The 15,165-nt window shown below is 64.6% G+C and carries 9 protein-coding genes and 1 pseudogene; 3 read left to right on the forward strand and 7 right to left on the reverse strand.

Going from position 1 to position 15,165, the window contains the following annotated elements:
• Nucleotides 1-30: 30 nt before the first annotated feature.
• The 3 genes from OG439_RS20270 to OG439_RS20280 all read right to left on the reverse strand — a co-directional run bounded on the left by OG439_RS20270 (nucleotide 31) and on the right by OG439_RS20280 (nucleotide 4,108).
• The gene (locus tag OG439_RS20270; protein ID WP_326950931.1) at nucleotides 31-1,146 is read right to left on the reverse strand and encodes a hypothetical protein; all 1,116 of its coding nucleotides are present in this window, start codon (nucleotides 1,144-1,146) and stop codon (nucleotides 31-33) included.
• A 343-nt stretch (nucleotides 1,147-1,489) separates the two neighbouring features.
• A complete protein-coding gene (locus OG439_RS20275; protein WP_326950932.1) occupies nucleotides 1,490-2,632 on the reverse strand; it encodes a hypothetical protein in 1,143 nt (380 codons plus the stop codon).
• Between the two features lie 1,062 nt (nucleotides 2,633-3,694).
• A complete protein-coding gene (locus OG439_RS20280; RefSeq protein ID WP_326950933.1) occupies nucleotides 3,695-4,108 on the reverse strand; it encodes a histone-like nucleoid-structuring protein Lsr2 in 414 nt (137 codons plus the stop codon).
• Nucleotides 4,109-4,638: 530 nt separating this feature from the next.
• Between OG439_RS20280 and OG439_RS20285 the strand changes: the two genes are divergently transcribed.
• Nucleotides 4,639-6,330 (forward strand): recombinase family protein, encoded by a 1,692-nt coding sequence (locus OG439_RS20285; protein WP_326950934.1) that lies wholly within the window; start codon nucleotides 4,639-4,641, stop codon nucleotides 6,328-6,330.
• A 408-nt stretch (nucleotides 6,331-6,738) separates the two neighbouring features.
• On the opposite strand, the gene OG439_RS20290 is transcribed toward OG439_RS20285, so the two are convergent.
• From OG439_RS20290 to OG439_RS20300, 3 genes and pseudogenes are all read right to left on the reverse strand, one after another.
• Nucleotides 6,739-8,493, reverse strand: coding sequence for a CHAT domain-containing protein (locus OG439_RS20290; RefSeq protein WP_326950935.1), 1,755 nt, complete (start codon nucleotides 8,491-8,493; stop codon nucleotides 6,739-6,741).
• A 203-nt stretch (nucleotides 8,494-8,696) separates the two neighbouring features.
• A pseudogene (locus OG439_RS20295) lies at nucleotides 8,697-8,887 on the reverse strand (IS5/IS1182 family transposase); the annotation flags it as partial.
• Nucleotides 8,888-8,967: 80 nt separating this feature from the next.
• Entirely contained in the window at nucleotides 8,968-12,126 is a 3,159-nt protein-coding gene (locus OG439_RS20300) for a CHAT domain-containing protein (protein WP_326950936.1), read from the reverse strand.
• 71 nt (nucleotides 12,127-12,197) lie between these two features.
• Between OG439_RS20300 and OG439_RS20305 the strand changes: the two genes are divergently transcribed.
• Together OG439_RS20305 and OG439_RS20310 are read left to right on the forward strand one after the other, a co-directional pair.
• Nucleotides 12,198-12,773: a hypothetical protein gene (locus OG439_RS20305; protein WP_326950937.1), complete on the forward strand. Its 576-nt coding sequence runs from the start codon at nucleotides 12,198-12,200 to the stop codon at nucleotides 12,771-12,773.
• A gap of 159 nt (nucleotides 12,774-12,932) precedes the next feature.
• The gene (locus OG439_RS20310) at nucleotides 12,933-13,568 is read left to right on the forward strand and encodes a hypothetical protein (RefSeq protein ID WP_326950938.1); all 636 of its coding nucleotides are present in this window, start codon (nucleotides 12,933-12,935) and stop codon (nucleotides 13,566-13,568) included.
• Between the two features lie 287 nt (nucleotides 13,569-13,855).
• Here the strand turns inward: OG439_RS20310 and OG439_RS20315 are convergent, their stop codons facing one another.
• A complete protein-coding gene (locus OG439_RS20315) occupies nucleotides 13,856-15,109 on the reverse strand; it encodes a TIR domain-containing protein (protein ID WP_326950939.1) in 1,254 nt (417 codons plus the stop codon).
• Nucleotides 15,110-15,165 lie beyond the last annotated feature (56 nt).

The following is a 15,165-nucleotide window of genomic DNA, read 5'->3' on the forward strand; positions in this document are numbered from 1 at the left end:
GAAGCTCAACTCCATTGCAGACTGCACCGCTCAGCGGTTGCCGCCGACTGTCGCCACAGCCTTGGCCAGCATTTCCCTAACCCGGCGATCGAGTTCGAGCAGATCGCCACCCGTCTGCAAGCTCTCCACGGCTACGACCACTACATCGTCACCGAGCCCGTCCAGCCAGGCCCGGATCACCTCTGGATCGACCGGAAACGGGTGCGCGGCGAGGGTCTCCGTGAGGCCCTGCCGCGCGGTCGCAGCTTGAATCCTCTGCTCCGACCGCTTGATAGCCGGTTTCCCGGACGCCGCGGACAGTGCGGCGCGCACGTCGCCGTGGCCGACCGTGATGTCCAGCCCGGGCGGAAGCTGAGTCACGTCGCGTGTCCCGGCGATCAAGTACGGGATAGCTGTGGTCCGCACCCACTCCTCCAGCCAACCCAGTTCCTTCATGACGATGTGCCAGGCGCCGGAATGAGGACGTTGGATCGACACTTCAGGCCAAACCGACACCGGCACCCTCATCTCAGCTGGCCCGGTCGCCAAGACGTCCCCAACCCGTACCGGACCGCCTGCCATCGTCGTGATCGACGGCTCCGGCCAGTCGAGCGCGACCCGGCCTAGGCGCACCGCCACGACCGCGGGAGTGCGATGTTTCGCCAGGTTGGTGTGCTCGGCCAGCACCCGCATCGGGTGGTCGTCGACATCCCTGCGCTGATACGGCTGAAGAAGCCGGAGACGATCGACCAGCGGCTCGCCGTCGCGCAGAGGCTGCAGGACGCGACGGCGCTTGTGGCTCAGCCACTCGGCGAACTTCTCTTCGCTGATCGCTGCCGGCATCTCGATCGCCCGCGCTTCGTCGTCGGTCAGCGTCCGCCCGAGTGCATATTCGACCTCGGCAAAGATCGCGTGCTCGATGACCGCGCGGAGCTGGATCATCGCGTCCGCAGCGGACCGCGCCACCGCAGCAGGCAGCGGTGCGACGGCCTTCACCAGAACCTTGGCGACGTTGCCTTCGGCGACATTCTCCAGCGTGAACGGGCCCGGCTCGAGGTACGCATGCAGCACTTCGCCGACACGCGCGATAAGCGAGTCGGCGTGCGCGAGCGTGTACGCCGCGTGAACCTGATGCTCAGGAGGCCACTCCAGGTCAGCCGGAGTCATCCGGGCAGAGTAAGCCACGGTCCGGACTCGCGCATCGAATTTCCCCCCACCATGCCGCTTGTAGCGTTTCCCGACTGGACTGAAACAAGCTCTCGATCGCCACCTGTAACCGGTCAGATGATCACCATTCCCCTTGAACACCAGCCGCCAAGGCAAGTTCCCGCCACTGCGCGAAGATGTCCCGATGCTCTTCACACTCCATGCAGTAGCTTCGGTACTTGATCGCGCATTGAACCACAAATCGGCCTCAGCGAGAGAGTGCCTCGCCGCCATGTGGCGTGACCTGTAGGCGTCGGCGCCGCCGAGCCACCACGTTCGGCGAAACCGAGTATCAGTCGGGCCGTTACACTCCTGGCTCGTCAATCACCCGGTTCGTTAGCTCCACTGTGGCCAAGTACACCCAAAAGATCCAGTCGAGGTAGAACTCGTCGTAGTCTCGCTTCTGCTTCGCGTCTTGGTGACGGACGTGGAATCCGTTAGCGATTTCGAAGAGCGCACCACTGTCTTTTTTGGCAAGAGCAGTCGACAACACGTTGTGCCGGCGCTCTTCGAGGACAAGGGCAAGAGTCACCACCGCCGAGCGCTTCTGGTTGCGATCGGCCCCGCGGGCGCGAAACAGTTCGATCGCGTGACGAATCTGGTCTGCGGGTCCGCCGTCATCTCGCGCGATCAGCTCGTGAACCAGCGTCGAGCGGGCATCGTCGGTCGCCACGACAAGGCGCCCTACGTCGGCCCCCTCCTCCGCCAACCGGTAGCCGAACTCGCTCCGATCGAGGATCTTGTTAACCCGCCAACGGTATGCAAGACGTCCCGGCTCGATCTCGAAGAGCTCATTGTGCCAACCGCATCCGCCGTGGTTGTGAAGCCAGCGCCGCAGTGGTCGCGCAGCCGAGTCGTGCAGCAGCTCGACAACGTCGAAGAAGAGATCTTGATCCTGCACCAGGCGATCCGAGCGTAGAGGCCACTGGCCGACAACCCCGAGCTCGCGCTCGATCCACCGTGCCGGCTCGTCTCCGTAAGGAGCGTCGATGCAATCCTTCCCGAACCGCTTCTCGAAGTAACCCAGCATTTCGAGCTCACCGACTAGGCTGACGAATTCACGGACAGCCTCTTCCCGGGCCAGGATTCGGGTGGTGCGTGGTCCTGCCTTTCGCTCACTCCAGTACGGCCGGCGAGGGGGTGGATCTTCGTTCAAGAGGTCCGCGTTGACCATGAGGTCACGGAGGAACTGTTGCTCCAGCGTCATGGTCGCGCGTGGCGCGTCTCGCGCTTCCCGAGGACCAGCATTTGGGCGTTCGCTGATCTCGGCAAACTCCTCCACCGGCCCACCCCTGATGCCTCGAACGAAGGCGTCGTCGAGAAGCAGCACACAGCGATCGTTCCAGTCGTTCAGATCGCGTTGGTTGAGCAGTTTGGCGGCCTCAGATTTGAACAAGGCTCGCGGCCACACGAGCTGGTAATCGGCCTCGGCCAGTCGGGCGCTCACCTACGCATTATCCCTCAACCGAGCCGTGACCATGAGCACCCCCGCGAGCTGGGCTCGTCTGGGTCGGCGCCCCTGGGCGCCGCCGCCTCTCGACGAGTGAACAGCAAGCCGGTCGGCGCGTGGCGATCCGCCGCATAGCGCCTGAGCATCTGGTCCGCGGTCGGACGGTCAGGCTCGCTTCCTGGTGCGGTCCGGGGCGTGGGCAAGACCAGATCTCACTCAACTGCATCCGGATGAGCAGCAGACATCGCCATCTGCATTTCAGATCGCACAGTCGAACACAGCTTCCTCGAAGCTGCATTTCCAACGCCAAGCTCACGTCGGAAGCTCTCTGCTGAAATGGGGCGCTGGCGACGATCCCAATGCTCGCGGTTGAGGCTCCTTGCTCGCTCGAGAGGCGTCTGGCTGGCCGTAACAGACGCCCCCGTAGGCCGCTCTCGACCACCCACAGCCACATGCTCCGGCTCCGCCACGGCACCCAAAGGCAAGCTGTCATGATCGACGGGTGGTTCCTGCCCGTTGTCGACGGCATGCAAGCTTCGAAGCATTGCGGGATCGACCTCGGCCCAGCCGATGAGCAGCAACGGTCCAACCGTGTCGAAGCTGCCCTTGCCCCACCGACCTTGCACCGAGGGGGCCGGCGACGTTCAAAGCAAGCGTCTCGATGCTGGCCGTGAACAGAGGCGATGGGCCGGCCGCAGCACCGCTTCCGAAGCGCCGTACATCGCCAGGCCAGGTGCCTGGTCCCACGAGCAAGTCCAGCACGGTCAGGTCCAGCGCCGGGGCTACCAGCGGAGCGACGTAAGCCAGGACACCGATCCGCAACGCCAAGGCCAAGACGTTCCCGAAGCCGAACAAGAAGGTCAGCCCGATGACGATGCTCATCATCGCGTTGACAAACCTGCTCACGCTGGACGAGGAGCCCATCACGGCCTCCCGTGCATCGCCGAGAGGTCTGATCGACCTCGGCTGACTGGCACGCTGGTCATCGAGGGCACGTACGAGGGTGATGGTGGTCTGTGTGGTGCCCCCGACGGCATTCGAACCCGCACCGTCTCGGACTTACTTTCGAGTGCCGACAGCCCTGACTTGGGTGTCATTGCGCCGTTTGACCTTCGAAGGTGGCGCAGCGTTCTGCTGCGCCTCGTCGAAGGCGGCGACGACCTGGGATGAGATTCGACCGCGGTCGGCGACTTCGTCGCCGTGCTCCTCGGCCCAGACCCGGATGGCGCGCGACCGGTCCCGATCCTCCGCCGTACTCGTGGCGCTCGGCCGACCGATGGCACTCCGAATCTTCCTGCCGCCGGTACGGCGGCCGGAAGCGACATATGCGGCGAGTTCCTCACGCAGTGCGGCGGCGTTCTCCTCGGACAGGTCAATCTCGTACGAGACACCGTCCAGACTGAACGGGACGGTCTCGCTGGCCACACTCCCGTCGATGTCATCCAGGATCTCGACCAGCACCTTCTGCACCATCTCACACTCCACGAAGTCGTTGACTAACGTGCATTACGTCGACACAGATTACCCAATGCAAATATTCACAATAGAGTCGACCGTCCAATTTTAATTCCCACACAGAGTTCAGATGGAGACTCTTAATATCCTTCCATCAAGGTAACGATATGGCGTCGCCATGTCGCCTGATGGCCGAACAGACGGAGTTGCTATCGAGGCACTGTTCAAGACGACCCGGACGGGCACTTGCCCTCTTGGCGCCTACGACGGTGTCGTGGACGACCCATATATCGATCAGGCAGTCAGGGGCAGGACATGACGAACTCTTCGCAGGGGCGGAGCCCCTCTCGGCCACCGGCTAGGCACGACTCCGCCGGCAGCCGCCCGCGGCGACGTCGGCAGGACGACAGCCCGCCCGCCATCGAGCTACCGACACAACCGCTCGCACTGTCTCCCGGAGCCGCCGGCGCGCTGCTGCGACTGCTGGTCAGCGCCGACCGTGAGAACGAGACCAGCAGCCGGCCCGGTTCTGGCCAGGTGGCGGCCTGATGCGATTCGCGTTCTACGGCCGGGTCTCCACTGAAGACCAGCAGGATCCCGTCGCCTCTTTGAACTGGCAGCTCGCACGAGCCAAGGCACTCGTCGGCGCCCACGGTGACATCGTGGCCGAGTTCTTCGACATCGGGCAGTCCCGTTCGATCCCGTGGAAACGGCGCCCCGAAGCAGCCCGGCTTCTGACCGCGCTGCGGGAGGACGAGCGCGGGTTCGACGCGGTCGTGATCGGCGAGCCCCAGCGCGCCTTCTACGGCAACCAGTACGGACTCACCCACCCCGTCTTCGTCCACTACGGGGTCACCCTCTGGGTTCCCGAAGTCGGGGGCGCGATCGATCCCGAGTCCGAGGCACACGATCTGGTGATGTCGGTATTCGGCGGGATGAGCAAAGGCGAACGCAGCCGGATCAAGATCCGCGTCCGCGCCGCCATGGCCGCCCAAGCCAGCGTCGAAGGCCGTTTCCTCGGCGGACGCCCGCCCTACGGCTACGTCATCGCCGACGCCGGCCCACACCCCAACCCGGCCAAAGCCGCTGAAGGCAAACGGTTGCGCCGCCTCGAACCCGACCCCGACACCGCCCCGATCGTCCAGCGGATTTTCGCCGAATACATCGGCGGCCGAGGCATCTTCGCGATCGCCGAAAGTCTGACACGTGACGGAATTCCTTGCCCGTCGATGAACGACCCAGCCCGCAACCGACACCGCACCGGCCGCGCTTGGGCCAAAGGCGCGGTCACAGTCATCCTCGGCAACCCGCGCTACACCGGCCGCCAAGTCTGGAACAAGCAGCGCAAAGACGAGGTCCTCATCGACGTCGAAGACGTCGCTCTTGGGCATGAGACGAAGATGCGCTGGAACCCGCGCGACAAGTGGGTCTTCTCCGACAAGGTCGTCCACACGGAGATCGTCAGCGTCGACACCTTCCGGCAAGCCCGAGAAATCGCCGCAGCCAAAGGCGCCGGTCGCACGACCCGGGAGCGCACCCGCACGCAGCACCGTTACGTTCTGCGCGGGCTGCTGCAGTGCGGGGTCTGCGACCGCCGGATGCAGGGACAGAAGACCCGCGAACAGCTCTTCTACCGCTACCGCTACCCCACCGAGTACGGGCTGGCGAACAAGACCGAGCATCCCCGCAACGTCTACCTGGCCGAACGTGACCTCCTCGGCCCGCTCGACGACTGGCTCAGCACCTGCTTCGCCCCACACCGCATCAACGAGACCATCGACGCCCTCCACCAGGCGCAGCCGGACCTCGATGTCGATCCTGGCGCCGCGGCGGCGGTCCGGGTGATCGCGGAATGCGATCAAGCTCTGCAACGCCATCGGTCCGCGCTCGAAGCAGGAGCTGACGCCGTTCTGGTCACCGGGTGGATCACTGAAACCCAGGCCCGTCGTGCCGAAGCCCAGGCACGTGCCACCGCGCGACCCCAGCAGCAGCGGCTGACCAAGATCCAGATCCGCGACCTGGTCGAGCGACTGGGAGACATCCGGAAGGTACTGACCGACGCCGACCCGGATCGCAAAGCGGAGGTCTACCGGCAGCTCCAGCTGCACGCGACGTACCATCCCGGAAAACGACTAGTGCGCATCGAGACTAGTCTCGATGCGCACAGTTGGGGTTATGGTAAGTGTCCGAGGACGATCTTGCTCGCTAACCACAACGCTGCTACTCAGGCCACTCAATAACATCTGACCTGCTCCGTCGGGCTGCCTATGCCAACACACCAACTATTTGACAGCACCAGTCGTGAGCAGCTCCGGTCGCTGTCACGCCGACCACTGGTTCGCCAAAGGTCGACCTGGCGGAGATTGGCCGCCTGCTGCCCAGTTCATGGCCCCGTATGTGACGCGCTCACCTCCACGCTGCCGACAGCTGATCTCGACGCCAGCGAAAGTAGTAGTCCTGTAAAATCGGCAACGATAGCTTCGAGAGACGTGTTATGCGCAGATGCGAACCACATCAAACGAGTCTGCTGCAACTCTCGAACTGAAGAGGCTCCGCTCGAGGAAACACAGAAATTGATGACACTTGCACCATCCGCGTGATCGTCGCCAACGTGAGGCTCAGAAGGTGCCGGCCTGTTGCGGCTAGGCTTACGCACCGAAGTAGCTGAACGGGGCCCACAAAGTCGCCGGTGCGCCGTGGTCACGTGCTCGCTCGATCGCCGAGCCGAGAGCCTTTGTTGCGGTCATCGTGGCCAGTCCCTCGTGGAATCGGGTCATCAGCCGGACAGTCCTCGGTGTATCGGGTACCGGCCACAGAGCAGCGACGACAGAGCGCGCTCCGCAGGCAAGCAGAACCGCAGGGAATCCCAGCTGCTCCCCTGGTGTATGCGTGCCAATTCCGGCGAGATCGCACGCGGACAACACGATCAAGGCCCCAGGCCGAAGATCCTCGGCGAGGATGACACTGACGGGTAGACTACCGCCGAGCAGTAGCGCGGAATCCAGCGGCTCGGCCGGGTTGATCATACCGTGGCACGCCAGATGCACGATCGCGCTCGCGCGGATCCGCTCCACTAGTTCCTGCGACGCCTGAGCGCCGACGTCGAACGCCTGCCGAGTTGCCGATCGCAGATTGTCATCGTTGCCAGGGACGACAACGCCTCCGATGATCGTGGGTGCCACTCCGTGGACGTCCGCAACCGCTTTGGCCTCGGTCACGACGCAGGGCAGTTCGTTGTCGCCGGACGAGGGGTCAGCCGCCACGAGGACCGTTCCGGATGCGACGGGGGCTTCGGCCGCGAGCACCAGAGATCGGGCGGATGGCGCGATCGTGAGGTCGAGCACCGCGCACACGGGACGGCCGTCGATCAGAGCCGTGTAGAGCGGGAGCTGGGCCACCTCGCCCAGCGGCACAATCGCGAGGGACTGTTCACGTAGGTCTGGCCAGCGGTCCAATAGAGGCTGCCACAGCGTCCGGCCCAGCCATTCCAGCAACTGCTCGATGTGCTGGGATAATACGAGGCCAGTGATCCGCCCCTCACGCCGATCCGTGGCCGCAGCGTGCAGTTCGCTGACCTTCTTCTCGATCGTCTTGATGTCGGCGCCGTGCAGAATGATGCTGGTGGCGAGGCGGGTCTGCGGGACGTTGATAGCCGCGGCGTCGAACCGGATCGCGACCCCGTCGTCGACTCCACCGCCGAGATAGACCAACGAGCGGCCGGTGGCCCGCATTGCCTCAAGGGTGGCGCCTGTAGCACCAGCCAGCGCGACGCGGGCACCGCCGGTCCGGTTGTGGTCGATGCGCTGGAAGTCGGCCAGGATCTGCTGCGAGTAAAACGCATCCAATTCATCGGGCTCACCAGCGAACGTCGGCGCACCCCGGGCGTTCGAAAGTTGCCCGCTCAGTGTCTGCAGCACCTGACTCAGCGCCGAGGCCGATTGCTCGGTGGCGACGGCGGATACCGACCTGTGGAGCATCCGGTCACCCAGCCGAATCGAGGTGAGCTGCTCGGCGACCGCACCCGCAGCTGCCGGCACGCCAGCGTGGTGAGCGGCGTAAGCGATCATTTCGGCGTTACGGAACAAGTCCCGCGCGAAGGCCTCGAGCAGGCCCGGGCGTGGCCGGGTCTCGTTGTCGAGGTCGATCTTGCCGATCGCTGTGGCCATCACCCAGCCGATGGCTACCACCCGGTGCCAGTTGCGAGCGCTCAGATCTACGACTAGCAGGATCTTCGCGGTCGCCAAAGCGACTGCGGCAGCCTGGAGGTCATCGCCGAGCCGCGGTACACAGTCCTTGATCAGCCGCCAAGCCAGCTCTTGCACCCTGGGCCAGAGATTTGGACCGCCGGGATTGTCGTGTGCGTGCTCAGCCAGTTCCTTGATCTTGAGGTAGCGGTCGTTCAAGCTTTTGCGTCGGCCGAATAACCCCACGATGTCCTCGTCTCCACGCCGGAAGGTACGGTGGTCAATCGTGACAGCGGACGTCCTGTTACAGGGTAGGAGCACCAAAAACTTACGTGGCTACGCACCCGCGTGACGCGGAGCCGGTTCGTTCATCGAAGACGGTGCCGAAGCTGGCTCACACGAGCGCCACCTAGAAGCGCGTCTCATATGAAGCGTTTGCGGAGTTTCTTGTAGCAGGTCAGGGAGGCCCCGAGGGTGGAAGACGAGGAAGTCGCCGACTCTGCGTTCGTAGCGGATAGTCAGGCGGCGGTAGCCAAACAGCCAGGCGATGCACCGTTCGATCACCCGGCGGTGCTTGCCAAGCTTTGGTCGACGACTCGACACCCTTGCGGGCAGAGGCGCCGGAGCAACGCAGTGGCAGGACCTGAGCTCCTCAGCCTCCCGCGCGCTGTCGATCTTGGGGAACGTCGTTATTCACGGGCCGACGTGGATGTGCGCCGCCCACAGGGTCGGCATCTGTGGGTACAGATCTCGCACCATTTGGACGACTTTGTGCAGGCTGCCCGCCGCACCGCGGATGTCGAAATGGCTGGCGGCCAACTCCATGTAGATCTGTGCGGCAATCTTCGTGGCGATGGAGTCGGAGATCTCCCACAAAGTGCCGATGACGTGCGGATAGCCGGCCAACTGGAAAGCCGACGCGATGTGAATCGACTCATTGACCAGCTTGGGTGACGTGGTCGCCGTGCTGCAGGCCGACAGGAAAGCGAATTCCGGCTCGCTCAGGTTGAGCCGGGAAATCTCGACCACTCGCAGCGGTTTGTCAGCATGGTCGTGAACGAGGAGGCGGCTCTCACCGGGATCGACCGGGTCAGTGGATGCGTGACAGGCGAAGTGGGCCCATTCGCTTGTCGCCAATCGCGACAGGACCGCGTCGTGAGTGGCATCCTCGTTGACGAGTGGGGTCACGCCGGGTAGCAGCCGACCGAGCAACCTTGTCTCCTTGCGCGCGCCTGGCAGGTCGGATCCCCCGGGGGTCTGTGGCATACCGACCGCCAGGACCCGGGGCACCCGTGGTCCCGTCCGGGAAATCTGACGGGTCCGGGCGTGCGCCAGTGCCCGGATCGTCGGCGTGTAGGAGGACACAACACGGTCGAGCACAGTGGCGTGAAGCGGGAAATAAGCCAGCAGGCCACACGGCACCCACCACAGTCGGCTGACGTTCGGGTCCAATTGGCAGAGCACCGGCCGGGTGACCGTGTTCGACAGCCAAGTCAGAACGTCTTGCATGGCTCTCTGTGCAGCCGGGTCTGGGTCGGCGGTGACGGCTGCGCGCAACGCGCCCAGTCGCTCGTGAACTTCGGACAGTTCCAGGTCCGGCAACGGCCACACCGTCACCCCGGACTCGGTCAGGGCGAGGGCGTCGCAGCGGTACTGGCTGACGTTGACCAGAACAATGGAGCCGCCGATCGCCTCGGCGGCCAGTTGCGTCACGGTCCGAGGCAGAAGGAACGTGCCGAACCCGGGCACCGAACGAATACGTTTCAACAACTTGGCGAACCGGCTCGCCAGCACTCGCCGATCCTCGTCGGGGTTCTCGGAGTCAATTCGCCAGCACAGGTAGCCGAACTCGTCCGCCAACGCCGGGTCCGTGTCTCGCAGGTCCGAGAGATCCGTCCTGGACTCCAGCGCTTGTGCCATGAGCACGCCCCGACCCGACTCGAGCAGTTCAGCGGCGCGGTCTGCCCGGCCGACTTCCAGCTGGCACGCTGCAGCATCGCACACCAGTTGTGAGTGCTGAGCCATCCAGTGCGTTGCATCAGTCCGAGTGAGCCCGCGTGCCGCCAGCTCCGGCAACAACTCGACAGCCACTTCGAACCCGCGCGCAGCGCGATCGGGCAGCCCGGCGGTCATCGCCACCCGGCCCCACGCGCTTGCGGCCTCCACTCGGACCGCCGGTCGAGCACTGTCACGCATCGCGGCTGCTTCCAGCAGATCGAGTATCTCGTCCTGGTGCAAGGGGTCCCGGAAGCTCAGTGCACTAACGAGGTTCATCTCGAACGCCGAACGATCGGGGTGGTCGACGCCGACGGCCGCCAAGGCCGCTCGACCGGCGTCGACCGCCTGGTCGAGGGCCGCATCCTCGCCGGTCAAGTCGTATCGCCCGACCAGCATGCTTCCCAGGGTGCTGAGCATCCCGGCACGGCGACCACCGGAGTCGACCGTGGTCTGCACGGCCATGCGTTGGATCGCGATCGCCTTGTCCACCAGGAAGATATCGGCGGTGTGTCCAGCCTTCGCCTTCATCGCGATGGCGAGATTGTTCAAGTACATCGGCCGATTGGGGTGGTCCTCCGCCGTCGCCTCGACCGCTGCCGCGCCGAAGTCGATGGCCTCGTCCAGAGCGCTGATCTCACCGGTACGGCCGAATCGGGAGTGTAAATAGCCGACGTAGGCGGCTTGGTACTGGGCTGCGTCCAGGTGCTCTGGCGGTGTCATCTGAAGGACCTCACGGACCAGGCCGATCGCCTCGTCAAGCGCGATCAAGTCGCCTGTGCGGTCGAACTGATTCCGCAGGAGAACCGAAAGATTATAGCGACAAGCGATCCACAACGGCGTGCCCGGATGCGCGGCCTGCTCCGCTCGCCGGGCAGCGAGGATCGCCTCATCGAGGGTCGGCTGATCACCGGTACGGTCGAACTGTGCCCGCAGGAGCAACGCGTGGTTCACCAGTGCGCCGGCGATGAGCGAACTTGCGGCCGTTCCCTGCGACAAAACGAGTTCTACAGCGGCCGCCCCAGCAGCGGTGGCCTCGTCCAGCAGTTCCGGGTCATGCGTGAACTGGTGCAGGAGCCGGGCCGAAGTGCTGTAGCTCAGCAGGAGAACGTAGCGCTGCTCAGAGCCGACCGGCCTGGCACGCAACACGCGCCGCCCGAGGTCGAGCGACTCCCGGAGCGCCGCGAAATCGCCCGTACGCTCGAACAGCATCCGCAAGCTTTCGGCCAGACTGTGGTCGTACAGGAACCGATCCGGATCGTCGAAGGATAGTTGCGCTACCTCGGAACGCACCGTGCCAATGGCGTCTTCGAGTACCGCCAGGTCGCCACCGCGTTCGAAGAGGTATCGCTGCGCCGCGCCGAGAAATGCCATACGCCGCGCGTGTACCGTTTGGCCCGAAACCTCCGGGTTCACTGCGTTGCGCGCGAATGCGACCGCAAGCCGAAGCGCATGTGGATCGGCACCGTTCCCCAGCCAAGGTTCCATGAGCAGGGCCAGCCGGTCCCAGTCGGTCTCGTACTGGTCGAATATCTCGATCATCGCCGGTGGCACGTTTTGTGGCACGATGTGGTCGAGCGGGTCCGGCAGGTGGACATCGGCATGGACGGTATAGGCGAACGACAGCAACGGCAGCGCCGTCGCGACCTCGGCTTCGGACCGTTCGTCACCGAGCGCCATCGCACGACCGAAATGCAACAACCCGACGAAGTAGCAGGTCTCCCACAGATCCTGGGCTCGCTCGGTACTGACGAACAGTTCGACTGCCTCGGTCAGTGCCTCTTCCGCGAGCAGAGCATATGGTCCATTGTCACCGTCAAGCCTGGATCGAACGGCCGACAGCCACTGCTCCCTCATACGATCTCGATTCGTTCGCAACGCGGCGGGGGTCCCGATCCTCTCATCCCGGACTCGGTCATACTCCCCGAATGCCAGACATCGTCGAAGACTTGCCCTCAATCCTGCTCGATGCCGCCGCTGCCGCACTTCGGCAAACCGGCATCTATCCGAGGCCGCAGGTGCACATGTTCGCCGAGGACATGGAGAGTCCGTACATCGGCTACATCGTCTGTCGGCCATTTTACCGCGGCGACGACGCGGTCACGGCGATCGGCGGCCTCGGTTTGCTGCCGTCGGTCATGGGGCTGACCCGGTTGCTGGTGCTGTGGGAAGACCGGGACCTGCGAACCGCACTCGGAATGCCGGGAAGCGCCGAAGCTGCCACGGGTATGTCGCTCCTCGATGCGCGGCCTGACGGCCATACCTTGCGCTGGCATCCATTCGAAGCCGAGCCGACCGGTCTGGCGCAGCACGGCCCCTACCAGGTCCAGACAGTCAAGCCACGATGGCGCAAACCGGCCCGGTTCGAGAACGTCCCCCTCCTCCGCCCAATCCCCGACCTGCTGGCAATCTGGCGTGAGTTGCGCCGCGACGACATCCAGCGGACCGCGATCGGTCTCGAAAAAGCCGGCTACGAAATGCATTGGATCAGTCGCCACGGCTGAGCAGCACCGGGCTGACGCCCACCACACCCGACTGCGCCTCGTACGCCGTCCGGGGCCGGACGAGTTCACCGAAGGGATCCCGAGCCAGCGAGTCGTCCGGTCGGTGTCCGGCACCGGACAACGGTCGCCGGACAGAGTTCCGCCCGGCACGCTTGCCCCATGCCCAACACAGCGAAGACGTCAATGCCTCGCCAACACGACCCGCTGGCACAACCGTTGAACTGTTCGATATTCATCACTGACATCGTCGGGTACAGCGATCTCCACCGGGACGACTACGACCGCGCCGTTCTGCGCTCGACACTGCGGCGTATCTTGACCGACACGTTCATGGAATCCGGGCTGAGCTGGCGCAAGTGCCACCATCACGACCGCGGCGACGGCCTGCTCACGGTTGTGCCGCCGACGTTGTCCACATCGCTGTTGATCGAGCCGTTGCTCCCGCTGCTCAGCGAAAGCATTCGCCGGCACAACCGCGGTGCCACGGATCGACTGCAGCTGCGCTCGGCCGTGCACGTCGGGCCGGTTGTCCTCGGCGACACCGGCTACCCGAACGCCTCCGTGATCCACGCTGCCCGCATGGTTGATTCCGATGAGCTTCGGTATAGGCTGGACTGCTCCGGCCAGGAGTTCGCCACGATGGTGTCCAGCTACGTGTACGAAAACGTGGTCCGGCATGTACGTGGAGCGGTGGACGCAGACTCCTTCCAGCGATCGTGCTACCAAATCGGCAACGTCCCCATCACCAGCTGGGTCTACGTCAGCCAGCAGGCGGACAAGGGAGGCCGACCGTGAGCATCGACCGTTCGAGCCGTCTCCTGCGGGTCGTCTTCGCCTTGTCCATCGCGGTGGTGGCCAGTGGCGCCGCCGGCCTTCTCGAGTACTGGGGTGGGCTGAACGGCCCACAGGCGTTGATCACCGCCCTGTCCTCGTTCGGCGGCGTCACGAGCTTCGGCCTCAACCTGGTCGAGTTCCTCGTCGGTCGGCGGGCGCCGGCGCTCGAGCCACAAGGCCACGGCCGTGGATGTACGCATAGCGAAACGGCTGCGGCCGAGCGCCGATCCGGCCCGGCCTCGAGCAGTTCACTGGATCGCGTCAATTTGTACCCGGTAGTCGTCGTAGTGACCGACGTCGTCGGTCGTGGGCAGACTGAAGGTCTTCGTCTCCCCCGGCTCCAAGTCCTGCACCGATCCGGTGGCGGTGCCGATGATCTTCTTGTCAGCGTAGAACGTCGCCTTCAAAATCAGCCACGACACAGCAGTTCCGTCTGCGCGAACTTCACCGTGCACGGTGTACATCCCCAAGCTGTCACGGATCACCGAGAAGTTGTCGAGTTCCGGTCGCCGGTCGGCTTGTGGGGCCACGCTTGCGGGTGACGTATGCGGGCTCGCCGGAAGCGACGACCCCGCGTTCTGCACAGGAGGTGCCAGGTCGACCGCGAGCCAGTCGCTGCCTGCGGTGTCCACAGCGCACCCGATCGCACGAAGCCTCTCGGCGAGCCGGTGCTTCTGTTTCGGTGTGTTGTCCAGCTTCACGATGTATCGCCCTGCGATGTCGCTGAACGGGCGAACCTTCCCGAATTCGACAATGACAGTGGTATCCGGACGCTTCGCAAACGCCATCCCCGCTTCGAAGATGACGTTCGGACGCGCCTGCCCATACACGCGACGTTCGGCGTCATCCTCGTCGTCGGCATGTTCCGGCTTTAGCCGAACTTCGTCGTCGGGCGTTTGCAGGACGATCACCGCTGCTCCCGTGGCCAGTACCCGGTCCAGGACGTCACCGAGGTAAGGCGAGCCTTGCCCGGTCACCGCCAACGCCTCGTTCCACTCGATCGGGTGAAGGTGGATCGCACGGAGGAACTCGAACACGACACGGCGCGCGCGTTTGTCGCGCCCGACGATGACGAACACCGTCTTGGCGAACTCGCTCGTGGCGTCCGCCGGCGACCGCCACATACCGCCTTGCCAGCGGATCGGGCCGTCGGTGGCTACCGTGATGGCGGATGCCAAGCGCTGGAGCGCGAGGTCCGGGTCCTGGGCCCTGATCTGCACGGCGATACGGGTGTCGCGGTCTTCGATCTCGAAGATCGCCGACGACCTCCGGCGCGCCGCGAGCCAGTCGCGCCCGGCTCCGGCGATCTCCGTGACCACCCCGGCGACACCGCCCGCGACGTTGGCCACGGCCAGCACCAGATCTTGTGTCTGGCCGCGATGTCCGAGGTCGACACCGCGGGCGACCGACACGGAGATATCGCGCAGTGTCACGTCGAGTTCAGCGCGCTCGGTCTCGTCGACGTCGTCCGCGAACCTCAGAACAACGGCACGTTCGTCCATGCCGGGATGATGCCATCCCGGTCGGTGGATGTGGTTGCATGGGTCGATGAGAGCGG

This window comes from Amycolatopsis sp. NBC_01307 (assembly GCF_035975215.1).
Classification (GTDB): domain Bacteria; phylum Actinomycetota; class Actinomycetes; order Mycobacteriales; family Pseudonocardiaceae; genus Amycolatopsis.